We start from the raw sequence: 24,343 nt of genomic DNA on the forward strand, positions 1-24,343 counted from the left end.
TTTCTACAACAAAGCAAAAGGGCCTGCACTTAAGCAGGCCCTTTCGCTGCGTTGCTAGGCAGTCGGCGTCGTCCACGTCCAGTTACGCAGCTCCGGCGAGTCGATGCCGTTGGCATGCGCGTAGTTCACGCATTCGATGATCTGGTCCTGCAGCCACTGCTTCGTGTGGGAAGCCGTTGCCTGTAGCTTCGGAACGCGATCTATGACGTCAATCGCCAGGTTGAAGCGATCCACCTGGTTCAGGATGGCGAGTTCCAGCGGCGTGTTGATGTTGCCCTTTTCCTTGTAGCCGCGCACATGGAAGTTGTCGTGATTCTTACGCTTGTACGTGAGTTTGTGGATGAGCGCGGCGTAGGCGTGGAAGTTAAAGATGACCGGCTTGTCGATGGTGAACAGGCTGTCGAACTCCCGCTCGGAGAGTCCGTGCGGATGTTCACGTTCCGGCATGAGGCGGAAGAGGTCAACCACGTTGACGAAGCGCAGCTTCACGTCGGGGCAGCGTTCGCGAAGGATTGCCACGGCTGCGAGTGCTTCCGACGTTGGAATGTCGCCGGCGCAGGCGATCACTGCATCCGGTTCCACGCCCTCGTCATTGCTGGCGAAGTCCCAGATGCCGATGCCCTTGGTGCAATGGTCGATGGCCTGCGGCATGGTCAGGTACTGCAGGTGCTCGGCCTTGTCTGCGACGATGACGTTGATGTAATCCACGCTGCGCAGGCAGTGGTCTGCCACGCTCAGCAGGCAGTTCGCATCGGGTGGAAGATAGATTCGCGTAACTTCCGGGCTTTTGTTGGTGACGATGTCGAGGAAGCCCGGATCCTGATGGGTGAAGCCGTTATGATCCTGCCGCCACACCAGTGAAGTGATGAGCAGGTTGATGGAGGAGATCGGCTGACGCCACCGCAGCTCGAGTTTTGACTTCTCAAGCCACTTGGCGTGCTGGTTGAACATGGAGTCGATGATGTGGACGAAGGCTTCGTAGGTCGAGAAGAAGCCGTGACGACCGGTGAGAACGTAGCCTTCGAACCAGCCCTCAAGCGTGTGCTCGCTGAGCATTTCCATGACGCGGCCCGTGGTGGAGAGGTAGCCGCCGTCTGCGTCTTCCGGCAACTGCGCCGCCATCCACGTCTTGCCGTGGCTGCCTTCGTAGATAACCTGCAGCTTGTTGGAAGCCGTCTCATCCGGACCGAAGACGCGGAAGCTGGTCATGTTCTTCCGCATGGCATCCCGCAGGAAATGCGCGAGAGTGTCGGTTGACGACAGAATCACGTGGCCCGGTTGCTCGACCTTTACGGCATACTCTGCGAAGCGTGGCAGATCCAGTGGCTTGCGCAGCTTGCCGCCGTTGGCATGCGGGTTGGCGGTGATGCGACGATCGCCGACGGGCGCCATCTCTTTCAGTTCTGCGATCAGCTTGCCGGCCTCGTCGAAGAGTTCTTCCGGCTTGTAGCTGCGCATCCAGTGCTCCACCAGCTTCAGGTGTGCCGGGTTGGTGACGGGGTCGAGGATCGGCATCTGGTGTGCGCGCCATGAGCCTTCCAGTTTGTGGCCGTCGATCTCCTTGGGGCATGTCCAGCCCTTGGGCGTGCGCAGGATGATCATGGGCCAGCGTGGCCTCTCGACCGGTGCTCCCGGTGCTGCGGAACGTGCCTTCGCCTGGATCGCGCGGATCTCCTTGATGCAGTGCTCGGTGACCGCAGCCATCTTCGGGTGCATCACCGCGGGGTCATCGCCTTCGACAATGTAGGGCTGCCATCCATAGCCGAGGAAGAGATGCTCCAACTCCTCTGGCGTGATGCGCGCCAGGATGGTCGGATTGGCGATCTTGTAGCCGTTCAAATGCAGGATGGGAAGAACAGCGCCATCCTGCACGGGGTTCAGAAATTTGTTGGAATGCCACGAGGTGGCAAGGGGGCCGGTCTCCGCTTCGCCATCGCCGACGACGACCGTTGCGATCAGGTCCGGGTTGTCGAAGACCGCGCCAAAGGCGTGCGAGATGCTGTAGCCGAGTTCGCCGCCTTCGTGGATGGAGCCGGGCGTTTCCGGTGTGCAGTGGCTGCCGATGCCGCCGGGAAAGGAGAACTGCTTGAAGAACTTCTGCAGGCCTTCGAGATTCTCGCTCTTGTCCGGATAGATCTCCGAATACACACCTTCGAGATAGCTGTTCGAGAGGGTTGCGGGCGCACCGTGTCCGGGGCCTGCGAGATAGATCATGTTGAGGTCGTACTTCTTGATGAGGCGATTGAGGTGGACCCATGTGAAGGTCTGGCCCGGGTCGGATCCCCAGTGGCCCAGCAGGCGGTTCTTGATGTGCTCCGGCTTCAGCGGCTCGCGCAGCAGAGGATTCGCGACAAGGTACAGCATGCCGACGCACAGGTAGTTACACGCGCGCCAGTAGGCGTCCATCTTGCGCAGTTCGTCGATGGAAAGAACATCCATGGTGGGAATTGGAGCAGTCGAACTCATGCGCAGAACCTCTAGCCATGCCGAGACCTCGGCACCGGGTTGTCGTTCTATGCGTCCGCCGAAACGATGCGTTTCGCGTGCAGGGCGATGACAAGATCTTCCTGGGCGGTGACGGCGAAGACCGCCGTCTTTGAATCGGATGCGCTGATGCTGTGAAGGTTCTGATCCTGTAGCTGGTTTAGCGAGGAGTTAATGGAGACGTCACTGCCGGCAAGCACTTCCAGCCGCGTCGCAGCATCATGCTCGCCGATGCCGCCGGTGAAGACGATGGCATCAAGACCGCCCATCAGCCATGCAAAACTGCCGATGGCCTTGCGGATACCGCGTGTGAAGATCTTCAGCGCCAGCAACGCAGCGTGGTTGCCGGTTGCGGCTGCCTGACGAACAGCCTTCATGTCGTTGGGAAGGCCGGTGAGCGCGACCATGCCGGCATCATGATTCAACAGGTGCTCCACGTTCTTTGCGGCGTCGGGGCCTTCTTCGCGCCGCAACAGGTAGAGCATCAGGCCCGGGTCAAGATCGCCCGGGCGAGTTCCCATGACGATGCCGCCGGTGGGCGTTAGGCCCATGGTGGTATCGACTGAAAGGCCATCCAACACCGCAGTGACGCTGCAGCCGCTGCCCAGATGCGCAATGACCAGCCGCTGCGGCAGCGGCCCGGCGAGTCGCAGCTGGCGTACAACCGACTCGCAACTGAGACCGTGGAATCCGTAACGCTTTACGCCGCGATCGCGAAGATCCTTTGGAATGGGATAAGTGCTCGCTTCTTCCGGCATGGTCTGGTGGAAGACCGTATCGAAACACGCCACGTGCGGGATGCCGGGCATCCGCCGCATGGTTTCGCGGATGAGGTCGACTGCCTCAGGATCGTGCAGCGGGGCGAAGGCTGCTGCAGCTTCCAATTCTTTGAGCAGTGTTTCGGTGACGCGTGCATGGCCGGTGATGTGCGGGCCCGGATGCACGACGCGATAGCCGACGGCATCGACCTTGCCCGCGTTGGCGGACGCAACCGTATCCAGCACGCTGCCGATGGCCGCAGCATTGTTCCCCCCACCCGGAACCGATCGCTTCTCCTTCGCCTGATCGTCCTGAGAGAACTCGAGCGTGGCCTGTGGCTTTGCCGTGTCGCTCAACTCCCCGTCCAGTAACAGTCGCGGGTCAGAGGTTTCGTCGTACAGATTGAAGAGCGAAAATTTGATCGATGACGATCCGGCGTTCAGGACAAGTACATTCATGCGTCACCTTGGACGAGCTTACGCTGAGGCGTTTGAATGCTTCGTGACGGGAATCACTGCAGTGCGAAATGCGAAGGCCCGGCAGGTAGCCAGGCCTTTCGCAGTTCTTACATCCCTTGCCGTTGCTCTGGCGCGAGATTACTTGCTTTCGCGAACGCGGCCCTTGCGGAAGAGTTCGTTCACCGTCTTGATAAAGTGCTGTGCTGCCGGCGGAGTCGGAACGGCACCGCTGAGTACCGTGGCGTAAGGAATCTCCTTACCGTAGAACTCTGTGGTGTCCTTCTTGTTCTGGTTGACTTCATCGCCGTTGAGATCGATGCCGGCGAAGAGACCCTTGTTACGCGAGTACGTGAGGAACTCAGCGTTGGCCAGTTCGGTTGTAGATGCCTGCGCATCGCGACCCACCGGGCCGCCTGCAACGGAAGCGTCGCCGCCCAGCTTGACCTTGTCATGCAGCAGGTGGTCGAGGCTCTTATGGGTGCGGCCGATCAGGACGATGTCGGTGGACTGGCCGCCGATCTGGAAGCCGAAGCTGCCGCCAGCCATCTGAACGAATACGGGCGCGCTCCAGCCATGACCTGTGCGGCAGGTTGCGACACCCTGACCATACTCACCGCCGAAGACGAATGCTGCTTTTTTGAAGGCAGGCACGACGACGACGCACTGTGCGGAGGCGGCAATATCGAGCGGCACACCCTTGTCCGGCGTGTCCATCAGCGAGTGCAGGACTTCATGCGCCTTGTTAATGCGGTTAGTTAGTTTCTCCGGTCCCTGGGCCTGTGCGGCGGGGGCAGCAATCACAGTCAGAGCAACGAGGGCAGAGGCGATCAGATGGCGCATAGGTCTCCTTGGGAACTGTGACGGGAGACGATGTCAGAACGGAAAGTGTTGTCTGCCATGCAGAAGCTCGCCCAGAACGGCGCATGTCGGCGGCTATCGGGTGATTGGTGTGACGGCCTTGCTTGATGGCAGCCCGCCGCATGTTTTCTTCACCGAGTCTGCGATAACGGCGTGACCTGGACCTATGGAGTGCTGGCGGCAGCCTCTGTCGCTCGGAGGGAGATCCGATGAAATGTTTCCCGTAGCTCGGCGGGGTGATGCACGACGATCCTGCGCCCTGTACTGAGCAGCATGGCTGCGAACAACTCCAGGCGATCGCGTCCGCAGCGGAGACGGATACCGCCCTGCTCCGGCAGCATGGAGACACGCCACAGGGCAAAGTTGTGGTTTGCTTCCTTCACTGTCATATCGATCCAGACATCGATCTGGTGTTCCGACTGGATGAAAGGCATTCGCTCCGCCATGTAGCGGCGGGCGTCGAAGTCTGTTGGGCGGTCGAATGAGGTGGGGAGCATCTCAACCTGCGTCATGCGATCCAGCCGGAAGGTGCGCAGGGCATTGCGGGCGAGACAGCGGCCGATCAGGTACCAGCGGCCGTCCGTGTGCATCATGGCGTAGGGCTCAATCTCGCGGTTCGACGTGGTCTGGTCGTGCGACTGGTACGCGAAGAATATGCGCCGTTCGGCGCGGATCGCAGAAGCGGATGTCACAAGGCACTCCATCGATGTGGGTGCCACCCAGGGGCCAGGTTCAAGAGAGACGACATCTTCCACGGTGCGAATGCTTTCGCGCAGGGAGTCCGGGAGGACGCGCCCCAGCTTGGCCAATGCACCCTCGGTCGCAGGAGCGAAGGCTGCCAGCCCGATCTGTCGGAGCGCACGCAAACCCAGCGAGAGTCCGAAGGCCTCCTCATTCGTCAGCAGAAGGGGAGGCAACTGGAATCCGCGCCGCAGGCGGTATGCCCCACCCACGCCGGGCGAAGACCCAATCGGGATTCCCAGATCCTTCAGCCGTACGATGTACCGCTGCACCGTGCGAAGGTCCACTTCGAGTCGCTGGGCCAGTTCTGCGCCTGTGACGTGGTCACGGCCCTGCAGGATCTCGAGGACGATGAAGACGCGCATGATGGGGTCGTACATGCTGCCTCCATCCTTTCGGCGATCTACGACACAGGCTGTCGGGAATGCTCCCTATTCTGAGGTTAGCCGAAGAGGCTGCGGAGGACGAGGCAATGGCGAACGAAACGGCAGGATTCAAGCTGATCACGGCAGATGATCTGCTCAAGCATTGGCAGGAACACAGACGGCTCACCCGAAAGGTCATCGAGGCATTTCCGGAGGACAAGCTCTTTCACTTTTCCGTGGGCGGCATGCGGACCTTCGGTGAACTGAGCTGCGAATTTCTCGGCATGGTCATTCCGGTCGTGGACGGCGTGGCGACCGGTAAGTGGGAAGAGTTCAAGTTTGCGAAACCGACGACAAAGGCAGATCTGCTGCGTTTGTGGGACGTGCAGACGGAGCAGCTGAACGAGAAGTTTCCCGGCATTCCGGAGGCCCGCTTCAGCGAAGTAGACAAGGCGTTCGGGCAGTGGGAGATGCCCGGCCTGACCATGATCCAGTACGCCATCGAGAACGAGATCCATCACCGCGGGCAGGGATACGTGTATCTTCGCGCTCTTGGAATCGAGCCACCGCTGTTCTACGACCGCAGCTAAGTGAATGCTAAAGCGAAGAGGCCCGGCTGGTTGCCGGGCCTCTTCGCAGGTCGTGGAGAACTGACTACTTCATGTTGTCTTCGAACCATGCCACGGTGCGTGCGGTGCGGTCCGCATTGTGCGCGGGGTTGGTGAAGCCGTGGCCTTCGTTGGGGTAGACGACCAGTTCGGTCTTCTTGCCAAGCGCGCGCAGTGCGTGCCACATCTCGTAGCTCTGCGGTGCGGGGCATTCGCCGTCGCGATCGCCTACGAGAATCAGTTCGGGCGTGGTGACCTTGTTGATGAAGTTGATGGCGGAGGACTTGGCGTAAACGGCGGGATCGTCATAGACGGTTGCGCCGAAGAAGGGCACCATCCACTGGTCAATGGAGTTCTCGCCGTAGTAGCTCTGCCAGTTGCTGATGCCGGCTCCGGCGACTGCCGCGCGGAAGCGGTTCGTCTGGGTGATGGCGAACATGCTCATGAAACCGCCGTAGCTCCAGCCGGTGAGTCCGAGGCGCTTGTCGTCGATGCTGTACTGCTTCTCTGCGGCGTCGACACCCTTGAGGATGTCGCGGAGGTCGCCGTAGCCGAAGTCCTTTCGGTTGGCCTGAACGAAGGCTTCGCCCTGGCCGTACGATCCGCGCGGGTTGGGCTGCAGCAGGAAGTAGCCGAGATGCGCATACAGACCGGCGCCAGCACCGCCAAAGCTTGGACCGACCTCTGCCGACGGGCCGCCATGCACGCTGACGATCATGGGGTACTTCTTCGCGGGGTCATAGTTTTCCGGCAGCGTCAGCCAGCCCTGCACGTGGAAGCCATCGTTATCCCACTCGACCGAAACCGTCTTGCTTGCCGCGCTGGTGGCGTGTGCGTTGATCTGGGTGACAGCGCGGATGCCGCGCGGATCTCCTGCGTACACTTCGACGGCCTTATCGGGGCCGGCCGAGGTGAAGGCGATCATCTTGGCCGCGGGCGAGAAGGAGAACGACGCTGCCGCGCGACCACTGGCGACGGACTGTGGCGCCGTCCAGCCTGCGAGCAGCTCTTTGCCGTTGGTGCCGAGGACGCTAAGGTGGCTCTTGCCCGAGTGGTACTCGCTGAACGCGATGTGGTCGTTGTCTGCCCAGGCGATGTAGACGGGCGTGGACTTGCGGCCGGTGGTCAAGTCCTGCAGGCCGCTGCCGTCCGAGCCCATCAGGTAGATGTCGCCGCCAGTGGAACCCTGGTCGGACATGAGGCCGCCAATGAAGGCGATGTTGCGGCCATCGGGCGAGTAGCGGGGCACGGCGATCTGAAGGCCATGGAGCGAGCCGCCCGCCGTGACAGGATTCAGAATCGACTTCGCGCTGGACGGATCGCCGGTCGCGACGGTGTACATCTGCGCGATCCACCAGGTGTTCTCGCCCGGCGGGTTGGCGGCGATAAAGGCAACGTGCTTCGAGTCGGGGGCCCAGTCGAACTCGTATGCATGCAGTGTCTTCGGCGATACGACACTGACCTCACCGGTCTTCGCGTTCGCAGCGGCGACCCACTGGATCTCCACACCATCCTGGCCGACGACGCCGGCGGGCGGCTTCATGGCGGCAAGGGCACCGGCGGAACGCGTGGCGTTCTCTACATACAGGAATCCGATCGAGGAGCCATCCGGGGCCCACGTGGGCGAGGTCAGTGTGCCCTTGATGTGCGTCAATTGCGAAACCTTGCCGCTGGCGTCACGCAGGTAGATCTGCGGCTGATGGTCGGCACAGGTGCCGACGAAGGCGAGCGTGGCACCATCGGGCGACCAGCGCGGCAGGCTGCTGCTGCAGCCATCGCCAGCAGAGATGGCCGGTTCGGACGGGCTGGGCGAAAGAGCCGGGCTGATGTGCAGCTGCATGCCACCGCGGCGTCCGCCACCTGCAACGGGCTCGGTGCCGACGATCCAGGCGATCTTCTTGCCGTCCGGGGACAGTTCGACAGCGCCAATCTGGCGGACGGGCGTCCCGGTGCGCTGCGATGACTCGTACTGCGCGATGCGCGGATCGGGGTTCGCGAAGAACTTCATCTCGGGGGTGAAGATGTTCGTGGTGTCTGAGCCGGGGCGCTGGGCGGTGGCATAGGGGGCGATAAGGAGGCTGGCAGCCAGGCCGGCCGCGGAGGCAACTGCAGAAAAGCGCATGGCAAAAGGCTAGCAGGGAAGAGAAGTCGGTCGCCGGACAAATTGAGACGTCTGCCTGCCTGAGAGCCGGACGCAATTTCTTTCTAGTCACAGTGGAAATAGAAGAGATTTCCGTCAGGATCCCGGACCGTGAACTGTCGCAGTCCCCAGGGTTTTCTCTCCAGAGGATCAACGACGTCGGCTCCGGACGACTTGAGTTCCCGGTAGGTTGCGTCGATGTCCGGCGCGAAGATCCAGTGAACGGCGGGCTCAAACGGTGCCTGGCGCTGTCGAAAGAAGATTGCGGCGTCACCTCGTGAGACCGCACCAATGGTCTTGTCCGTGGAGAGCCATCGGACCTCGAACGCGAACACGTCGCGATAGAACTGCTGTGCCCGCTCCACGTCCGCAACTGGCAGCTCAGGGACGGGCTGGCCGATAGAAGTCAATCTCCCGCTTGCGTCCATGAGGTCCTCTCTTGAAGAGTAAAGCGCTCAGCGCCATCTTCCATAGTGGCAAGGTGCGCCGGGAAAGCCGGGAGCACGGTGCGTCCGATTAGGCTGGAAAAATGACACCGATTGTTCTTGTTCCTGGTTTGTTGTGCTCGGCGGAAGTCTTTGAATCACAGATAGCAGCCCTATGGCCTTATGGTCCCGTCACCGTAGCTTCGACCCTGGCGGGGACCACGATGGCGGAGATCGCTGTCTCGATTCTGGCAGCTGCACCGCCGAAGTTCGCACTGGCCGGGATCTCAATGGGCGGTTACCTGTGCTTTGAAATCCTGCGGCAAGCTCCCGAGCGGGTCTTGAAGCTGGCGCTATTGGACACCTCCGCACGTCCGGACACACCGGAGCAGACGGCGTTCCGGCGGACGATCCTGGCTCGGACGGAGAACGAGGATTTTAAGCCGTTAGGCGCGGCGGTCCTGATGGCAATCTTTCACCCGTCGCGCCAGCACGATCCGCGGCTGCGGGCGGCGGCGGAACGGATGGTTGCTGCGGTCGGCCTGGACGGCTTCAGGCGCCAGACGGAGGCGATCATCGGACGTCCGGACAGCCTTCCGGGGCTGTCATCGATCAAGGTGCCGACACTTGTGCTGGTGGGCGACGGCGATGCGCTCACGCCGGTCGATCGGGCGCAGGAGATGGCTTCGGCGATTCCTGGCGCCCGGCTGGTCGTGGTGAAGGATTGCGGGCACGGTTCAACTCTGGAGCAGCCGGGGGCGGTGAATCGGGCGCTGGTCGACTGGATTACCGCCTAGCTCGAACGGCTTCAGGAGATCAGGAGATCAACCAAACAGGAGACCAGGAGGCAGAGACCAGAAGGCAGGAGATCAACAAATCAGGGGACCAGGAGGCAGGGATCAGGAGTCAGGAGATCAGAAGACCAACAAAGATCCGAAACCAAGAGGCAGCAGACGTGTCGCCGTAGGGTTGATCTTGTCGGTAGAACCTTGTTTTTAGCGGGCTGCAGGCCCGCGACTTCCTAGCCCAGGGCGCAGCCCTGGGTTTGCATCGGAAGAAAACAAGCGGGCTGAAGGCACGCGACAGGAATCTAGACGAACTTCAATGTCTCCAAAGCGGCAGATTTTGTCGCGGGCCTGCAGCCCGCGAATCGCTCCACTGATCCTGGCCCCAGGGCTTTGCCCTGGGCTAGGAAGTTGCGGGCCTACAGCCCGCTTTGAACCACTCACATTGGAGGAAGTCGCAGACCTTCAGTCCGCTTTGAACCCTTCGCGGTGTTGGCTGCGCCTATGAGCTTCCGTCTGCGATCGGGGGCCTACGGCGGCCGTTTACTATTTGTTTGTCAGGCGTCATTGTTCACAGATTTGGCAGCGTTTCGTTGACGCTCCAGCGCCGACTTGCTACAGTAGAAGGGTTCCGAGGTTTCCGGCCGTGGTGCGTGTAGTCCTGCGCCAGCGACGGTTGGAGGGGTTCGCAGGTGCTTTATTCGGCGCCGCTTCCCGTCACAGAAAGCCTGAGATCGCCACTCCTGACAGTGCGCGGTTCAAGCAGACACCCAAAGTTCAGCAGTTTAGACAAGAGTTTCAGGGAGTTACCGTGCCTACGTTTCATCAGCTTGTGAAGAAGGGCCGCACTGCGCCGAACTACAAGACGGCCAGCCCGGCATTGCAGGGATCGCCGCAGCGGCGTGGTGTTTGCACCCGTGTGTACACCCAGACACCGAAGAAGCCGAACTCGGCGCTCCGTAAGGTTGCGCGTGTTCGTCTGACGAACGGTATCGAAGTGACCAGCTACATCCCGGGCGAAGGCCACAACCTGCAGGAGCACTCGATCGTCCTTATCCGTGGCGGCCGTGTGAAGGATCTGCCGGGTGTGCGTTACCACATCGTTCGCGGAACGCTTGACTCGGTTGGCGTTGCAAAGCGCAAGCAGAGCCGCAGCAAGTACGGCGCAAAGCGTCCGAAGGCTGTCGCGAAGTAGTTTTGAGATTCAAGGAATTCCGGCAGCGGGCGGATTGAGTTCTGCCCGCGGCTTTGAACCACAGGTCCAGATGCTTGAGAGGTCTACGGCGCTGGAGGAAGAAGAAGAGAGAGAAAGATGCCACGTAAAGGTCATATCGCCAAGCGCGAGGTAGCTCCGGATCCGGTATACGGTTCGCAGCTGGTTACGAAGTTCGTCAACAGCATGATGTGGGGCGGCAAGAAGTCGACCGCACAGAAGATCTTCTACGAGTCCATGACCAACCTGGAAGCAAAGGGCGGCGGAGACGACGCACTGAAGCTCTTCAAGAAGGCTGTTGAGAACGTGAAGCCCCTTCTGGAAGTCAAGTCCCGCCGTGTTGGTGGTGCGAACTACCAGGTGCCGATCGAAGTGAACCCGGAGCGCCGCACCTCGCTGGCTATCCGCTGGCTCGTATCGTACGGCCGTTCGCGCGGCGAGAAGGGCATGGTCGACAAGCTGACGGCCGAGCTCCTGGACGCTGCCAATGGCCGCGGCGCTGCGATGAAGAAGAAGGAAGACGTTCACCGTATGGCTGAGGCCAACAAGGCCTTCGCTCACTACCGCTGGTAGTCGCTGAAGTCACTCGAGTAACTCATGTAGTTTGGTCAAGCAAATCAGGAGTAAGTCAGGCGGTCTGGCTTACTCCTGAATCTGCGAAGGACACCGGAAGTTAGTTCCGGAGAAGAAGAACACAACGTGGCACGCACTATCTCACTCGACAAATGCCGCAACATCGGCATCATGGCCCACATCGACGCCGGCAAGACGACGACGACCGAGCGCATCCTGTTCTACACCGGCGTGAATCACCGCATCGGTGAAGTACACGAAGGCACCGCCACCATGGACTGGATGGAGCAGGAGCAGGAGCGCGGCATCACCATCACCTCCGCTGCAACCACCTGCACCTGGAACAACTATCGCGTCAACATCATCGACACGCCCGGCCACGTGGACTTCACGGCCGAGGTGGAGCGCTCGCTGCGCGTGCTGGACGGCGCCGTGGCCTGCTTCGATGCCGTTGCCGGTGTGCAGCCGCAGTCTGAGACCGTGTGGCGCCAGGCCACCAAGTACAAGGTCCCCCGTATCTGCTTCATCAACAAGATGGACAAGAACGGCGGCGACGCGGAGTACGCAACGGGCACCATCCGTGAGCGCCTGGGTGCGAACGCAATCCTGATTCAGCTCGCCATCGGCGCAGAGGCGAAGTTCGCCGGCGTCGTTGACCTCGTCGAGATGAAGGCCATCCTGTGGCACGACGAGACCATGGGCGCGAAGTATGACGTGGAAGAGATTCCCGCCAACCTTCTCGACAAGGCGAAGGAGTTCCGTCAGCACCTGATTGAGGCTGTTGCGGATTCCGACGACGCGCTGATGGAGAAGTACCTCGAAGGCGAAGAGCCGACGATCCCTGAGCTGAAGAACGCGATCCGCAAGGCGACCATCGCCATGAAGATCTTCCCGGTTCTGATGGGTTCGTCCTTCAAGAATAAGGGCGTTCAGACGCTGCTGGATGCGGTCGTCGATTACCTGCCCAGCCCGCTGGACATTCCGCCGATGATCGGCCACGATCCGGAAGATGCCGAAGTCGAGATCATCCGCAAGCCCGATGACAGCGAGCCGTTCTCTGCACTTGGCTTCAAGATCATGACCGATCCATTCGTCGGCCAGCTGATCTTCATCCGTGTGTACTCGGGTGTGTTAAAGACGGGCGACTCTGTTCTGAACCCGCGTACCCGCAAGACGGAGCGTATCGGCCGCCTGCTGAAGATGCATGCCAACAAGCGCGAAGAGATCACGGAGATTCTGGCCGGCGATATCTGCGCTGCTGTGGGTCTGAAGAACCTGGTCACGGGCGACACGATCTGCACCGACAAGGCGCCGGTTGTGCTCGAGTCCATCGACTTCCCGGAGCCGGTTATCGAGGTTGCAGTTGAGCCGAAGACCAAGGCCGACCAGGAAAAGATGGGCATGGCACTGGCCAAGCTTGCGCAGGAAGATCCTACCTTCCGCGTTCGCACCGATATCACCAACGGCCAGACCATCATCTCGGGTATGGGCGAGCTTCACCTGGAAATCATCGTCGACCGCATGATGCGCGAGCACAAGGTGGAGGCGAACGTCGGTAAGCCACAGGTGAACTACCGCGAGACCATCCGCCAGGGCGCCGAGGCTGAGGGTAAGTACATCCGTCAGTCGGGTGGTTCGGGTAACTACGGTCACGCGAAGATCCGCATCTCGCCGAATGAAGTGGGCAAGGGCTACGAGTTCACGAACGACACCAAGGGCGGCGCGATTCCGAAGGAATACGTCAAGCCGATCGACCAGGGCATTCAGGAAGCCATGGCCGGCGGTGTGCTCGCTGGCTTCGAGATGGTGGACGTCAAGGTCTCCCTGTACGACGGCAGCTACCATGACGTCGACTCGAACGAAATGGCCTTCAAGATCGCCGGTTCGATGGCGTTCAAGGAAGCCGCTCGCAAGGCAAAGCCTGTCCTGTTGGAGCCGGTGATGTCGGTCGAAGTGACCGTTCCGGAAGACTACATGGGCACGGTCATCGGTGACCTCAACTCCCGCCGCGGTCGTATCGAAGGCATGGAGATGGTCGGCGGCGTCCAGGCGATCAAGGCAACCGTGCCGCTCAGCACGATGTTCGGCTACGCGACCAACCTGCGTGGATCCACACAGGGCCGCGGCAACTTCTCGATGCAGTTCAAGCAGTACGAGGAGACACCGCGCATGGTTTCGGAAGAGATCATCGCAAAGGCACAGGGCCGCGACGCTCGCTAGGTGCCTGCCGCACGAGCAGCTGCAACGTCGTGCGGTCTGTGCTGAGGATAATTCTGTGGTGGCCGGGCTTCGGGCCCGGCCTTCATGGCTTAGTTGTTCAGATGGGCACAGCGTTTGCTGTGCCACTTCTGCGTAAGATTCACACGGCGTTAGCCGTTACGGTTTAGCTTCAACACTTTGCTGAAAAGCAACAGGAGAGAAACATCATGGGTAAGGAAAAGTTCGACCGGTCCAAGCCGCACGTAAATGTGGGTACGATTGGTCACATCGATCACGGCAAGACGACGCTGACGGCAGCGATCACGAAGGTTTTGTCGAAGCACAACCCGAAGAACTCTTTCCGTTCGTTTGACACGATCGACAACGCACCGGAAGAGCGCGAGCGCGGTATCACGATCGCGACGTCGCACGTTGAGTACGAGACGGCGAACCGTCACTACGCACACGTCGACTGCCCGGGGCACGCCGATTACATCAAGAACATGATCACGGGCGCAGCGCAGATGGACGGCGCGATTCTTGTGGTTGCAGCGACCGACGGCCCGATGCCCCAGACGAAGGAGCACGTTCTGCTCGCTCGCCAGGTTGGCGTGCCGTACATCGTTGTGTTCCTGAACAAGTGCGATGCCGTGGAAGACGCGGAACTGATCGACCTGGTCGAGATGGAAGTTCGCGAGCTGCTCAGCAAGTACGACTTCCCTGGCGATGACGTTCCCGTCATCCGTGGTTCGGCACTGGGTGCACTGAACGGCGAAGCACAGTGGGAAGCCAAGATCGACGAGCTGATGCAGGCAGTCGATGACAACGTTCCCCAGCCCGACCGCCTGGTCGACCTGCCGTTCCTGATGCCGATCGAAGATATCTTCTCGATCTCGGGTCGTGGAACCGTTGTCACTGGCCGTATCGAGCGTGGCAAGATCAAGGTCGGCGAGCCGGCCCAGATCGTTGGCTTCCGCGACACGCAGAACACGACCGTTACCGGCGTGGAGATGTTCAAGAAGCAGCTGGATGAGGGTCTCGCAGGCGACAACGCAGGTCTTCTGCTGCGCGGTACGGCGAAGGACGACGTGGAGCGCGGCATGGTTCTTGCCAAGCCGGGTTCGATCACGCCGCACACCACCTTCAAGGGCGAGATCTACGTCCTGAGCAAGGAAGAAGGCGGCCGTCACACCCCGTTCTTCGACGGCTACCGTCCGCAGTTCTACTTCCGCACCACCGACGTGACCGGATCGGCGAAGCTGCCGGCTGGTACCGAGATGGTGATGCCGGGCGACAACATCGCTCTGGAGATCACGCTGCACACGCCCGTCGCCATGGAAAAGGGCCTTCGCTTCGCCATCCGCGAAGGCGGTCGTACCGTCGGCGCAGGCACCATCTCCGAGATCATCAAGTAAGCATCGCGACAACGATGCTTACAGGGTAGGCCCGGGCTTCAGCCCGGGCGCTGCCGATGAACTCGATAAGACAGTACAAAAGGGCCGCAGCTTTCGCTGCGGCCCTTATGCTTGCTCAGGGGATCCGCTTCGAACTAGCGAAACGACGTTGGCAAGGGTGCCTCAACGACGATCGTTTCGCCAGTGATGGGGTGCTCGAACTTTAGAGTCTGGGCGTGCAGCCGATAGTCTCCATCGCCGGGCAGGCCGGGGAGGTTTTCGAGCGGCTGGCCGGTGGGGCCGTAGAGTGGATCTCCCACCAGGGGATGGCCGATGGAGGCCAGATGGATTCGAATCTGATGCGGGCGGCCCGAGTGCAGGCCCACCTGGAACGTCGTGTTGCTGTGGGTCCGTGAGATTACTCTTGCCGATGACTTTGATGGTTTGCCACCCGGACTTGCGGCCCAGACCGATCCGATGAGCGGATGCGGTACGAGGCCGATGGGCGTGAGGATCTCGTAGGTGTTGTGCTCCGCGACGCCTTGAGCAAGTGCCCGGTAGATCTTCTGAATTTTTGGAGTGTTCCAGTTCGCGGTCAGTTGTGCCGCGGCGTGTGCGGTCCTGGCGAAAAGAACGATGCCGGAGGTGGCTCGGCCCAGGCGGTGGACAGGAGCGGCCCCAGGGGTCTGCTGCTGTACCAGGCGCAGCAGGGTGTTTTCCATGAAGCCAGCGCCGGGGAGTGTGGGCAGCCCACTGGGTTTATTGACGGCCAACAGATGCCGATCTTCGAAGAGCACTTCGAAGTCTTGCGGAGTGTCCGGTTCGATCCATGGCGGTCTGTTCCAGACGAGAGTTTGGCCCGCTACCAAAGGCTCGCTGCCACTGGCGACTTTTCCATCGAGCGTGACTTCGCCGTGATCTAGATTCTGCTGCCAGGCCTGTGGGGTGGAGTGCGGGTAACGGCTTGCAAGGTGGGCAAGCACTGCTTGTCCTTGGTCTTCGCTGCGAATGACCGTGGTGTAGGCATAGCCCCGGTTGAACATGTGTGGGTTGAGTGTAAGCCTGCGGGCTGGCACGTCTCGATCTGAAGCGCTGAATGAGCCTACATTCCACATTCGGTGTATGTGGATGTCCGGGAGTGGCAGGGACCGGCTGGATCAGAAGCCCAGCCTGTCGATTAGTATCGAGGTGAGGGCTGCGGTGTCTGCGCAATGTCTTTCGCATCCGGTGGGTTAGTATTCGTACGAATGCGATAGGGTCTCTTGCGAACGTCGGCGCTGCGAATTGAATCCAGGAGTTTTGTTGCTTTGACACTGCGTCTCCCCAAGCCTTTTCATCGTCTCGTTTCCGTTGGCTCAATCTCAGCTCTTTGCGTGGTCGTCCTTCTCGGACTCATCACGCCTTCCGCAAGCGCTCGCCGGTTTGAAGTGCGCCGTCATCCTCGCCTGCGCGCCATGGCGCATGTCTTTGTAAATGCCGCCCTGCCGGGTATGGGGCTGCTGCCGGTGGATGAGGAAGAATTGCCCGCCGACGGCAAACAATACGAGTTAAAGCTGGCGCACCCGGGCGGCGAGATGATCGATGTCGTCTACCGCGTGGGCGATACGTACGTCCCCGAGGCTCTGGACAAGCTCAGCAACTTCCTTCGCGACAGCCACAACCAGGAAGTCACCAAGTTCGATCCACGCACCTTTGATGTGCTGCACACCATGCTGGCCAAGGTGGGGAAATCGGCCAGCGTGATCAACATCCTGTCGGCCTACCGCACGCAGGAGACCAACGACGCTCTGCGTGCGAGCGGAACAACAAACGCTGCGGAACACTCGCAGCATATCGAGGCCAAGGCGATTGATCTCCGTCTGCCGGGTGTGTCGGCCGCAACGCTGCGTGATGCTGCTTTGTCACTGGGTGCGGGCGGCGTGGGGTATTACCCCAGAGGCCAGTTCATCCACGTGGATGTCGGGCCGGTGAGGCAGTGGACGTTTGCTCCGCATGCCGCGAGGAAGCACTCGCGCCGCCATCGCCGCGCGTAATGCAAGATATTTATCCAAGCAAATAAAGGGAGAGGCGAAAGCCTCTCCCTTCGTGTTTCCCAGTACGCCTGCGCTGCTAATACTTCATGTTCTTTAGGTCGGTGATCAGGTCCGGGCCGGTCGGGGTCCAGTTAAGGATCTTGCGGGTCTGCTCGCTGGAGGCAGGCAGATCCATGCCGGCGAACATGGCCATCCAGCCGAAGTAGCCTGCTGCCTCGTCCGGCGTGATGGACTTGACTGGCATCTTCAGGCCTTGTCCCAGGATTTCGCAGATGTCCTTTGCCGGTACTCCTTCTTCTGCGACGGAGTGGTAGCGGGCTCCGGGCGTGGCCTTATCGAATGCGAGCCGGTAGAGGCGGGCGGTGTCGGTCACATGCGCTGCGGACCAGCGATTCTTGCCTTCGCCCAGGTAAGCCACGTAGCCCTTCTCACGTGCGATGGCGAGGAAGTAGCTGATGAGGCCCTGCTTTTCGGTGTCATGCACCTGCGGTAACCGGACGACTGAGATATTCACGCCCTGCTCGACTAGGGTGTTTGCCAGCAGTTCGGACGCGGTGCGCGGGTTCGGGTGGGCGAGGTCGAGACGGTCTTCCGTGGCGGGCTGGCCGGGTGTCTCGGATGCGCCGAAACCGACACCGGAGGTCATCAAGAAGGGGCGGTCAGAGCCCTTGAACACTTCTCCGATGGCCTCGATCGCTGCTCGGTCCTTTTCGCAGTTGGCGACAAAGTTGGTGAAGTTATGGTCGAAGGCGCAGTGGATGACGCCGTCAGCCTGCGCTGCGCCGCGGGCGAGACCTGCCGGGTCTTCGAGCGTGCCCATGAAGGGTTCGACGCCGGCTGCGCGCAGGGTCTTTGCGCCCTCTTCCGAGCGCGTGACGCCGATGACCTGGTGGCCGGCCGTGAGCAGTTCCGGGATGATGTGAGTGCCGATGAAACCAGTGGCGCCGGTGAGAAAGACTCGCATGGGCGTTTCCTTTTCGTGAAGAAGTCAGGCGCTCTCGCAGCCTGTGGGATTCAGATGGGAGCGAGAAGCGATACGATCTATGCTGTGAGTCCGTAGTTCTGGCTCGATCGTCCGGAGGATTTGGTGGATCCATTGTCTGAGGTACTCGCGCTCCTGAAGCCCCAGAGCTACTCCGCCGGCGGTTTTGGTGTTGGGCATGACCTCGCCATCCAGTTTGGGAGGCATGATGGCATCAAGTGCTATGCCGTGGTGTCAGGGCACTGCTGGTTGCGCGTGGAAGGTGTGCCGGAGCCGGTGCACCTGCAGGCAGGGGAGTGCTTCATCCTGCCGCGTGGCCTGCCCTTCAGCCTGGCGACGGACCTTTCGCTGACGCCGATCGACTTCCACGTCCTGTTGCCGCAGATCCGCGCCGCTGCTGCCTTACCTGACCACCAGATCACCGGCAATTACCTTGCGGGCGGCCACTTCATGCTCTCCGGCAGTCACGCCTCCGTGCTCCTGCAATCTCTGCCACCCATCGTGCATATCGCCAGGGAGTCGGACCGGGCCGTGATGCGCTGGTCGCTCGAACGCATGCGGGAGGAGTTGCGCGATCCGCAGCCGGGCGGCGCGTTGATCACGCAGCAACTGGCATACATGATGCTCATCCAGGCTCTCCGCCTGCATCTCGCCGACGATGCGAAGACTGGCACCGGCTGGCTGTTCGCGTTGGCGGACAAGCAGATGAGCGCGGCACTGGCCTGCATGCATGAAGAACCGGAGCGAGCGTGGACGCTGCAGAGCCTGGCGGAGCGCGTCGGGATGTCGCGGTCGATCTTTGCGCTGCGCTTCAAGCAGACTGCGGGCGCAACGCCCATGGAGTACCTGACACGCTGGCGGATGCTGCTGGCCGGCGAGAAACTGAAGGCCTCTGCGGAGCCGATTGCGGCGATTGCATGCTCGCTCGGCTACGACTCGGAGAGCGCATTCAGCAAGGCGTTCCGACGTGTCTTAGGGTGTTCGCCTCGGCAGCATCGGCGCGGACTGCAGGCTGTCTAGCGGCGAATGGCCCGCGGCAGTTGATCGTCAGGTGCCGACTGTCCACGGGCCCACAGGCTTCTCACCGATGCCGCCGGGAAACCACTTCGTCACAAGTTTGTCGAGCGCGGCAAGGTCCTGCGTAACGCCCTTTGCCGTATTGATGATGTTTCGATCCTTCGTCCAGCGCTCGTACCAGCTGCAGCTTTCGAAGGTGTCGTTCTGTTCCTTGCGCCACGTCTCGGAGATGGTGCGGAAGTGCTGGAGAGTGGCGTATTGGGAACGATCCTCCGCGAGGTTCACAAGCTGATACGGGTCTCTGCGATTGTTGAAGAGCAGTTCGCTGCGATCCTTGCGGTAGATTGCGTAGGTGTACTCGCGGTCGCGGAGTGCGCGCCACTCGGAGCCGTCCGCCCAGGCTGCGGTTGCTCCCATGCCCTGCATGTGAGCCGTGTCTTTCACGTGGGATTTTTTGCCCAGCACCGCGGCGCTGAGATCCTCTCCTTCGACGGTCTGCGGCACGGGCAGTCCCATCATGGATAGCAGCGTTGGCATGATGTCGGGCGTGCACAGCGGCACGTCCGTTACCGTCTTCTTTGCGATCTTCTTCGGCCAGCGTACGAGGAAGGGAACACGTGCTGCCTCCTCGTAGAAGATGAGCTTTGCCTGTCGGCCATGGGAGCCAAACATCTCGCCATGGTCCGAGGTGAAGACGACGATCGTGTCGTCCGCAACGCCGGAGGCCTCCAGCGCCTGCATCAGGCGGCCAAGGTTCGCGTCGAGTCCCGCCGTCTGGGCGTAGTACGTCCGCATCCAGTCATGGACCTTCGCGTCGTAGTCGGCAGGGAGCTTCTGCCACGCGTCGGCATAGGGATCGCTTTTCGTGGAGTAGCTCGGTGAGAGCGGGATGTTGACGTCTCGAAACTGCTCCGACCAGCGGGCATCCACGTTATCCAGGCCCCACGGGTAGTGCGGTGGCCCCCAGGAGAGGAAGAGTGCAAACGGCTCGGGCTTCTTCGCGGCCTGCTTCACGAAGTCGATGGCCTCGTCCGTCTGCCCGTCCGGCTCGTAACCCTGCCGCAGATGCGGCTTCGCATCATTGCGGAAGTAGGGCGAGTGGAAGTAGTAGTGATTGAAGTTGTAAGCGGACCATGTGCCATCGAAGCCAAGGCGGTAAGGCCCGGGCGGCGTGAAGCCGTTCTTCACCAGTTCGTGGTGGCCAAGCTGGTTGGCCCACATGTGCCATTTGCCGATGTAGCCGGTGTTGTAGCCACCCTCGGTCAACACATGCCCAAAGCACCGGTGCTCCGGGCTGAGCCGGATCTCGTTGATCACCATGCCGGTGCTGGATTGGTACTTGCCCGTCATGAGCGAGGCGCGATAAGGAGCGCACACGGGCGTGGAAGCAACCGCCTGGTGCACGTTGCAGCCCTCACTCGCAAGGCGATCCATGTGCGGTGTGCGGGCGTGCTCATCGCCCGCGTAGCCACAGGACTGGTAGCGCAGTTGATCCGCGAAGATGTAGATCAGGTTCGGTTTCCTGGGCGCTTTTGCCTTCACTGCGGCGTATGCGTCAGCCACTGTGGCCCCGGCGACTGTTGCGCCCAGTCCAGATACGAATTCGCGTCGATTCATGTGCTTCCCGTCGAGGTGATTGGCCTTCATCTTAGTGGCATCACCGGTCGGCCTGATGTCCGGCGAGGGAAAGCCCCATCGAGGCTACGCATGCGTTACGGACGTTCCTGGCAATGCCGCAAAAGGTCGTGAGGGTCGCGCGGATCGTCAAAATCCGCGGCAGGGTAAGGGGATTCCACCGGGTTAGTAAATAAGCCGGTCAGGAGCTCCTTGCCGTTTCGCGCTATGAGATCGAGCAGAATGCGGTTCGAGATGCGCTGCGCCATCACGTGCGAGTTTGGCTCTGTCACCGGGCCGACTGGTGTTCCGCGTGCTGCTTCAGGAAAAGCATAGAAGCTGTTCGAGATTACTGAGACCTCAAGAAAGGGGATGTCGTACAGGCTTGCCGCCAGGTTGGAGTACCAGTCCCCGTCCTCGTCAATCTGGTGAAACACGGCCTTGGTCGCCTCGCTGTAGGCCTTGTTGTCCGACCAGATGGTCGACGTTCCCTGGATGCCGAAGAAGAAAATCTGTGGATGGGCGTCGTGCCGCACCGGTGCAGCCCACGAAGGCAGCACGGTCGTGGACGCGACGCGCGACGCGGAACAGCTTAGTAGCGAAAGCAATGCTGGATCGGCATATAAAGGCCCTACGTGCAGCTGACCAGGCTGAACACCAACGAACTCACCCGGCTCCATGTGACCGTCGCGCGCCAGGTAGAAGTTTCCATGGTCGACATTTTTCGCCCCTAACACGATGTCGCCGGGCGCCATCTCTCCTTTCGGCAGCAGACCTCCTGACGTTCCTGGGTAAAGGAGAACGCGCAGGTTGAAGTCATGCAACATGGCCATAGCGCCGAGCGCCCGCAGCACCTCACCAGGAGCGGGCTGAATGATAAGCACTACCGGAATGCCGAAGATCGTCCCGGTTTGGAAGTCAAATGAGCCGTCGCGCACATGCTTCGGCTCCTGCAGAGCGTCCAGCATCAGTGCATAATCAGGCGGTCCTTTGGGGATCAATATGCCTAGGCGCGGTGTTCTGTCGTAGACCGGCGGCGCGACCTTCGCGTGCTGCTGGGCTGGGAGGGCGCCGCCAGCCAAAAGGGTAAGAAAAAGAACGACACGCAGGAGCATGGCAGTAGTATCGCCGACCCATTGTCCCGCACGGCGGCGTACTCGTTTCCCTCGCCCCAGGCGGAGGACTCGCCGTGCAGGAATGCGCTTACGACACAGAATCATGTGAAATGAATTTTGCGGAGGAGCCTCTCTTACGGTATATTCGTAAGGTTGGCCTAAAGGCCTCCCGCGTCAAGCAGATCTTTGCGTAGATAGAGAGTAGAACAATGGCTGCACAGCAGAGAATTCGCATCCGCCTGAAGGCGTATGACTATCGTGTCCTGGACACGTCGACCGGCGAGATCGTCGAGACCGCAAAGCGCACCGGAGCACAGGTTGCGGGTCCGATTCCTCTTCCGACCATGAAGAACAAGTACTGCGTGCTGCGTTCCCCCCACGTCGACAAGAAGTCGCGTGAGGCGTTCGAAATCCGTACGCACAAGCGCTTGATCGACATTCTTGAACCCACCCAGCAGACCGTGGACGCGCTGATGAAGCTCGACCTGCCGGCCGGTGTGGACGTAGAGATCAAGACCGTCACTCGCTAAGGGCGGTCTGCCAGCAACATCCGCGCGAAAGCGCAAGCAAACAAGATTCGGGTAAACCCGGCAGTGCCAGCGTGGAACGACTTGCGCGGCATGATGAGGAGTCAAGATGTCAGTAACAGGTATGTTGGGCAAGAAGATCGGCATGACCCAGATCTTCGACGATGCCGGTGTGGTTCACCCGGTAACCGTGATCAAGGTCGGCCCCTGCGTCATCACGCAGCTCAAGACGCAGGCGAAGGACGGCTATGACGCCGCCCAGATCGGTCTCGTCGAGTTCGTGAAGGCCTCCAAGATCAACAAGCCGATGACGGGCCACTTCGCGAAGAGCGATGCACCGCCGGTACGTGAGCTCCGTGAGGTCGGCATCGAGTCGGCTTCGGGTTCGAACACCGAGGGTGAGGATCAGGTCAAGGCTGGCGATCGTATTCTGGTCGACATCTTTGACGGCGAGAAGTTCGTCGACATCATCGGCAAGAGCAAGGGTCGCGGTTTCGCGGGCGTTGTTCGTCGCCATGGTTTCGGTGGCGGCCCCAAGTCGCATGGTCACATGTTCCAGATCCAGGGTTCGATCGGTGCATCGTCGTTCCCGTCGCGCGTTTTCCCGGGCCAGCGTATGCCGGGTCACTTCGGTGACGCGCAGATCACGGTTCGCAACCTCCGCATCCGCGGTATCGACCTGGAAGACGGGCTCCTGCTCGTTGAGGGTGCAGTACCCGGACCGCGTCAGGGAACGATCCTGATCTCCAAGGCAAAGAACCCACCGCGTGAGCGTCGTGGATTTGCCGGCGCCGGTACGCTCGATCCGCTGAAGGCCTCGAAGAAGGCTTCGCCAAGCAAGAAGAAGTAACTTTTGCCGCGTGAGCGGAGGGGTGATGCGAAAGCAGACCCTCCGCTTCGTCGCGGATGACGGCCTCCTCGGCTTGTCAGGCAATTTCAAGCAATACCGTTTCATCTGCATGCCGCGGACCTGCTCCATGAGCCAGTCGACAGCGGGATGACACAAGAGAAGTAGGGCGGCCGCAATAGAACGGCAGCCAAAGGAATAAGAGATGGCAAAGATCAACGTAGTCGATCTCGGCGGGAACAAAGTCAGCGAGCTGGAGCTTGCGGACGAGGTGTTCGGCGTCGAAGTAAACAAGGCCCTGCTCTGGGAGTCGGTGAACCACTACCGCGCTGCCATGCGCCAGGGAACTGCCGCGACCAAGAACAAGAAGCTTGTTTCTGGTTCGGGCAAGAAGCTTTGGAAGCAGAAGGGTACCGGCCGCGCCCGTGTGGGTTCGGTTCGTTCGCCTATCTGGCGCCACGGTGGTACGGTCCACGGACCCCAGCCCCGCTCGTACGACTACCAGTTCCCGAAGAAGAAGTTGTTGGGCGCTCTCAGCTCCGCACTCGCTTCGAAGCTGGCAGACGGCAAGCTGACGGTTGTTTCCACGCTGGAGACCGCTGAGCCGAAGACCAAGCTGTACCGCCAGGCACTGGATGTTCTGGACGCCAAGAAGACCGCTTTGCTGGTCGAGACGGGCCAGAAGCTGAGCGAGAACCTTTTCCTGGGTTCGCGCAACCTGGACGGCGTCGAGCTGGTTCTGAGCTCGGAAGTTCACCCCTATGACCTGCTCCGCTATGAGCACGCCATCTTCTCGCAGGCTGCCATTGAGGCGCTGCAGGATGTGCTGAAGAAGAACGTGTCGCGCCGTAAGCTGGCTGCGAAGAAGGAGGTTGCGTAATGGCTACCCTTTACACCACCATTCGTCGCCCGCTGATCACCGAAAAGGGCATGGTTGCCAAGGAATCCGAAGGAACCCTCGTGTTTGAGGTCGCCTGCGATGCAACCAAGACCGAAGTCAAGCAGGCCGTGGAGAACCTCTTCAAGGTTAAGGTAGCCGGTGTCCGCACCGCTAACTTCCTTGGCAAGGAACGCCGCCGCGGTAAGTTCACGGGCTTCAAGCCGGACTGGAAGAAGGCGTATGTTCGCCTTCAGCCAGGCGAGAAGATGCCGGAGTACGTGAACTCGCTGTAAGCCTGTAAGTAGTGAGTCAACAAGTGAGCGAGT

Annotated in this window: 22 protein-coding genes; 12 read left to right on the plus strand and 10 right to left on the minus strand. The window is 60.7% G+C overall.

Going from position 1 to position 24,343, the window contains the following annotated elements; all coding sequences use genetic code 11:
* Positions 1–54 precede the first annotated feature (54 nt).
* From BLW03_RS14140 to BLW03_RS14155, 4 genes are all read right to left on the minus strand, one after another.
* Entirely contained in the window at positions 55–2,466 is a 2,412-nt protein-coding gene (locus tag BLW03_RS14140) for a phosphoketolase family protein (protein WP_074654654.1), read from the minus strand.
* Positions 2,467–2,513: 47 nt separating this feature from the next.
* A complete protein-coding gene (locus tag BLW03_RS14145) occupies positions 2,514–3,701 on the minus strand; it encodes an acetate/propionate family kinase (RefSeq protein WP_074654655.1) in 1,188 nt (395 codons plus the stop codon).
* 138 nt (positions 3,702–3,839) lie between these two features.
* Positions 3,840–4,541 (minus strand): lipid-binding SYLF domain-containing protein, encoded by a 702-nt coding sequence (locus BLW03_RS14150; protein WP_074654656.1) that lies wholly within the window; start codon positions 4,539–4,541, stop codon positions 3,840–3,842.
* A gap of 182 nt (positions 4,542–4,723) precedes the next feature.
* Positions 4,724–5,680 (minus strand): helix-turn-helix transcriptional regulator, encoded by a 957-nt coding sequence (locus BLW03_RS14155; protein ID WP_074654657.1) that lies wholly within the window; start codon positions 5,678–5,680, stop codon positions 4,724–4,726.
* A 44-nt stretch (positions 5,681–5,724) separates the two neighbouring features.
* On the opposite strand from BLW03_RS14155, the gene BLW03_RS14160 reads away from it, so the two are divergent.
* A complete protein-coding gene (locus tag BLW03_RS14160; RefSeq protein ID WP_244502099.1) occupies positions 5,725–6,255 on the plus strand; it encodes a DinB family protein in 531 nt (176 codons plus the stop codon).
* Between the two features lie 64 nt (positions 6,256–6,319).
* Here BLW03_RS14160 and BLW03_RS14165 read toward each other — a convergent pair whose 3' ends face one another.
* Positions 6,320–8,395 (minus strand): S9 family peptidase, encoded by a 2,076-nt coding sequence (locus tag BLW03_RS14165; RefSeq protein WP_074654659.1) that lies wholly within the window; start codon positions 8,393–8,395, stop codon positions 6,320–6,322.
* Positions 8,396–8,478: 83 nt separating this feature from the next.
* Complete coding sequence (locus BLW03_RS14170; protein ID WP_074654660.1) at positions 8,479–8,841, minus strand: VOC family protein; 363 nt, start codon at positions 8,839–8,841, stop codon at positions 8,479–8,481.
* A gap of 101 nt (positions 8,842–8,942) precedes the next feature.
* Here BLW03_RS14170 and BLW03_RS14175 point away from each other — a divergent pair, with 101 nt between their 5' ends.
* The 5 genes from BLW03_RS14175 to tuf all read left to right on the plus strand — a co-directional run bounded on the left by BLW03_RS14175 (position 8,943) and on the right by tuf (position 15,023).
* Positions 8,943–9,635 carry an alpha/beta fold hydrolase gene (locus BLW03_RS14175; RefSeq protein ID WP_074654661.1) on the plus strand — a complete coding sequence of 231 codons (693 nt, stop codon included), beginning with the start codon at positions 8,943–8,945 and terminating at the stop codon, positions 9,633–9,635.
* A gap of 799 nt (positions 9,636–10,434) precedes the next feature.
* Positions 10,435–10,818, plus strand: coding sequence for a 30S ribosomal protein S12 (rpsL, locus tag BLW03_RS14180; RefSeq protein WP_014787212.1), 384 nt, complete (start codon positions 10,435–10,437; stop codon positions 10,816–10,818).
* 117 nt (positions 10,819–10,935) lie between these two features.
* Positions 10,936–11,409 (plus strand): 30S ribosomal protein S7, encoded by a 474-nt coding sequence (rpsG, locus tag BLW03_RS14185; RefSeq protein WP_074654662.1) that lies wholly within the window; start codon positions 10,936–10,938, stop codon positions 11,407–11,409.
* Positions 11,410–11,535: 126 nt separating this feature from the next.
* The gene (gene fusA, locus BLW03_RS14190; protein WP_074654663.1) at positions 11,536–13,629 is read left to right on the plus strand and encodes an elongation factor G; all 2,094 of its coding nucleotides are present in this window, start codon (positions 11,536–11,538) and stop codon (positions 13,627–13,629) included.
* Positions 13,630–13,835: 206 nt separating this feature from the next.
* The gene (tuf, locus tag BLW03_RS14195; RefSeq protein ID WP_074652829.1) at positions 13,836–15,023 is read left to right on the plus strand and encodes an elongation factor Tu; all 1,188 of its coding nucleotides are present in this window, start codon (positions 13,836–13,838) and stop codon (positions 15,021–15,023) included.
* A gap of 134 nt (positions 15,024–15,157) precedes the next feature.
* Here the strand turns inward: tuf and BLW03_RS14200 are convergent, their stop codons facing one another.
* Positions 15,158–16,045 (minus strand): RluA family pseudouridine synthase, encoded by an 888-nt coding sequence (locus tag BLW03_RS14200; protein WP_074654664.1) that lies wholly within the window; start codon positions 16,043–16,045, stop codon positions 15,158–15,160.
* Between the two features lie 330 nt (positions 16,046–16,375).
* Between BLW03_RS14200 and BLW03_RS14205 the strand changes: the two genes are divergently transcribed.
* Positions 16,376–17,035 (plus strand): YcbK family protein, encoded by a 660-nt coding sequence (locus tag BLW03_RS14205; RefSeq protein ID WP_244502100.1) that lies wholly within the window; start codon positions 16,376–16,378, stop codon positions 17,033–17,035.
* A 76-nt stretch (positions 17,036–17,111) separates the two neighbouring features.
* Here BLW03_RS14205 and BLW03_RS14210 read toward each other — a convergent pair whose 3' ends face one another.
* The gene (locus tag BLW03_RS14210) at positions 17,112–17,999 is read right to left on the minus strand and encodes an SDR family oxidoreductase (protein WP_074654666.1); all 888 of its coding nucleotides are present in this window, start codon (positions 17,997–17,999) and stop codon (positions 17,112–17,114) included.
* Positions 18,000–18,122: 123 nt separating this feature from the next.
* On the opposite strand from BLW03_RS14210, the gene BLW03_RS14215 reads away from it, so the two are divergent.
* Positions 18,123–19,037, plus strand: a complete 915-nt coding sequence (locus BLW03_RS14215; RefSeq protein WP_074656034.1) for an AraC family transcriptional regulator — start codon at positions 18,123–18,125, stop codon at positions 19,035–19,037.
* A 27-nt stretch (positions 19,038–19,064) separates the two neighbouring features.
* Here the strand turns inward: BLW03_RS14215 and BLW03_RS14220 are convergent, their stop codons facing one another.
* Positions 19,065–20,651 carry a sulfatase family protein gene (locus BLW03_RS14220; protein ID WP_083350745.1) on the minus strand — a complete coding sequence of 529 codons (1,587 nt, stop codon included), beginning with the start codon at positions 20,649–20,651 and terminating at the stop codon, positions 19,065–19,067.
* Positions 20,652–20,746: 95 nt separating this feature from the next.
* The gene (locus BLW03_RS14225; protein WP_074654668.1) at positions 20,747–21,763 is read right to left on the minus strand and encodes a phosphorylase family protein; all 1,017 of its coding nucleotides are present in this window, start codon (positions 21,761–21,763) and stop codon (positions 20,747–20,749) included.
* A 209-nt stretch (positions 21,764–21,972) separates the two neighbouring features.
* Between BLW03_RS14225 and rpsJ the strand changes: the two genes are divergently transcribed.
* The 4 genes from rpsJ to BLW03_RS14245 all read left to right on the plus strand — a co-directional run bounded on the left by rpsJ (position 21,973) and on the right by BLW03_RS14245 (position 24,310).
* Entirely contained in the window at positions 21,973–22,293 is a 321-nt protein-coding gene (gene rpsJ, locus BLW03_RS14230) for a 30S ribosomal protein S10 (protein WP_014787197.1), read from the plus strand.
* Positions 22,294–22,399: 106 nt separating this feature from the next.
* A complete protein-coding gene (gene rplC / locus BLW03_RS14235; protein ID WP_074654669.1) occupies positions 22,400–23,140 on the plus strand; it encodes a 50S ribosomal protein L3 in 741 nt (246 codons plus the stop codon).
* Positions 23,141–23,342: 202 nt separating this feature from the next.
* Positions 23,343–24,017, plus strand: a complete 675-nt coding sequence (gene rplD, locus BLW03_RS14240) for a 50S ribosomal protein L4 (RefSeq protein ID WP_074654670.1) — start codon at positions 23,343–23,345, stop codon at positions 24,015–24,017.
* Positions 24,017–24,310 (plus strand): 50S ribosomal protein L23, encoded by a 294-nt coding sequence (locus BLW03_RS14245; protein WP_014787193.1) that lies wholly within the window; start codon positions 24,017–24,019, stop codon positions 24,308–24,310. Before rplD ends, BLW03_RS14245 begins: the two co-directional genes overlap by 1 nt.
* Positions 24,311–24,343 lie beyond the last annotated feature (33 nt).

It is taken from the genome of Terriglobus roseus (genome assembly GCF_900105625.1).
Lineage (GTDB): Bacteria > Acidobacteriota > Terriglobia > Terriglobales > Acidobacteriaceae > Terriglobus > Terriglobus roseus_B.

Bases quoted from the DNA above. Each gene is read 5' to 3' on its own strand.
- BLW03_RS14220 (WP_083350745.1), bottom strand. From the start codon at position 20,651: ATGAATCGACGCGAATTCGTATCTGGACTGGGCGCAACAGTCGCCGGG.
- BLW03_RS14155 (WP_074654657.1), bottom strand. From the start codon at position 5,680: ATGTACGACCCCATCATGCGCGTCTTCATCGTCCTCGAGATCCTGCAG.
- BLW03_RS14200 (WP_074654664.1), bottom strand. From the start codon at position 16,045: ATGTTCAACCGGGGCTATGCCTACACCACGGTCATTCGCAGCGAAGAC.
- BLW03_RS14210 (WP_074654666.1), bottom strand. From the start codon at position 17,999: ATGCGAGTCTTTCTCACCGGCGCCACTGGTTTCATCGGCACTCACATC.
- rpsJ (WP_014787197.1), top strand. From the start codon at position 21,973: ATGGCTGCACAGCAGAGAATTCGCATCCGCCTGAAGGCGTATGACTAT.
- BLW03_RS14145 (WP_074654655.1), bottom strand. From the start codon at position 3,701: ATGAATGTACTTGTCCTGAACGCCGGATCGTCATCGATCAAATTTTCG.
- BLW03_RS14160 (WP_244502099.1), top strand. From the start codon at position 5,725: ATGCTCCCTATTCTGAGGTTAGCCGAAGAGGCTGCGGAGGACGAGGCA.
- BLW03_RS14150 (WP_074654656.1), bottom strand. From the start codon at position 4,541: ATGCGCCATCTGATCGCCTCTGCCCTCGTTGCTCTGACTGTGATTGCT.
- BLW03_RS14225 (WP_074654668.1), bottom strand. From the start codon at position 21,763: ATGCTCCTGCGTGTCGTTCTTTTTCTTACCCTTTTGGCTGGCGGCGCC.
- BLW03_RS14170 (WP_074654660.1), bottom strand. From the start codon at position 8,841: ATGGACGCAAGCGGGAGATTGACTTCTATCGGCCAGCCCGTCCCTGAG.
- rpsG (WP_074654662.1), top strand. From the start codon at position 10,936: ATGCCACGTAAAGGTCATATCGCCAAGCGCGAGGTAGCTCCGGATCCG.
- rplD (WP_074654670.1), top strand. From the start codon at position 23,343: ATGGCAAAGATCAACGTAGTCGATCTCGGCGGGAACAAAGTCAGCGAG.
- tuf (WP_074652829.1), top strand. From the start codon at position 13,836: ATGGGTAAGGAAAAGTTCGACCGGTCCAAGCCGCACGTAAATGTGGGT.
- BLW03_RS14165 (WP_074654659.1), bottom strand. From the start codon at position 8,395: ATGCGCTTTTCTGCAGTTGCCTCCGCGGCCGGCCTGGCTGCCAGCCTC.
- rplC (WP_074654669.1), top strand. From the start codon at position 22,400: ATGTCAGTAACAGGTATGTTGGGCAAGAAGATCGGCATGACCCAGATC.
- BLW03_RS14175 (WP_074654661.1), top strand. From the start codon at position 8,943: ATGACACCGATTGTTCTTGTTCCTGGTTTGTTGTGCTCGGCGGAAGTC.
- BLW03_RS14245 (WP_014787193.1), top strand. From the start codon at position 24,017: ATGGCTACCCTTTACACCACCATTCGTCGCCCGCTGATCACCGAAAAG.
- BLW03_RS14140 (WP_074654654.1), bottom strand. From the start codon at position 2,466: ATGAGTTCGACTGCTCCAATTCCCACCATGGATGTTCTTTCCATCGAC.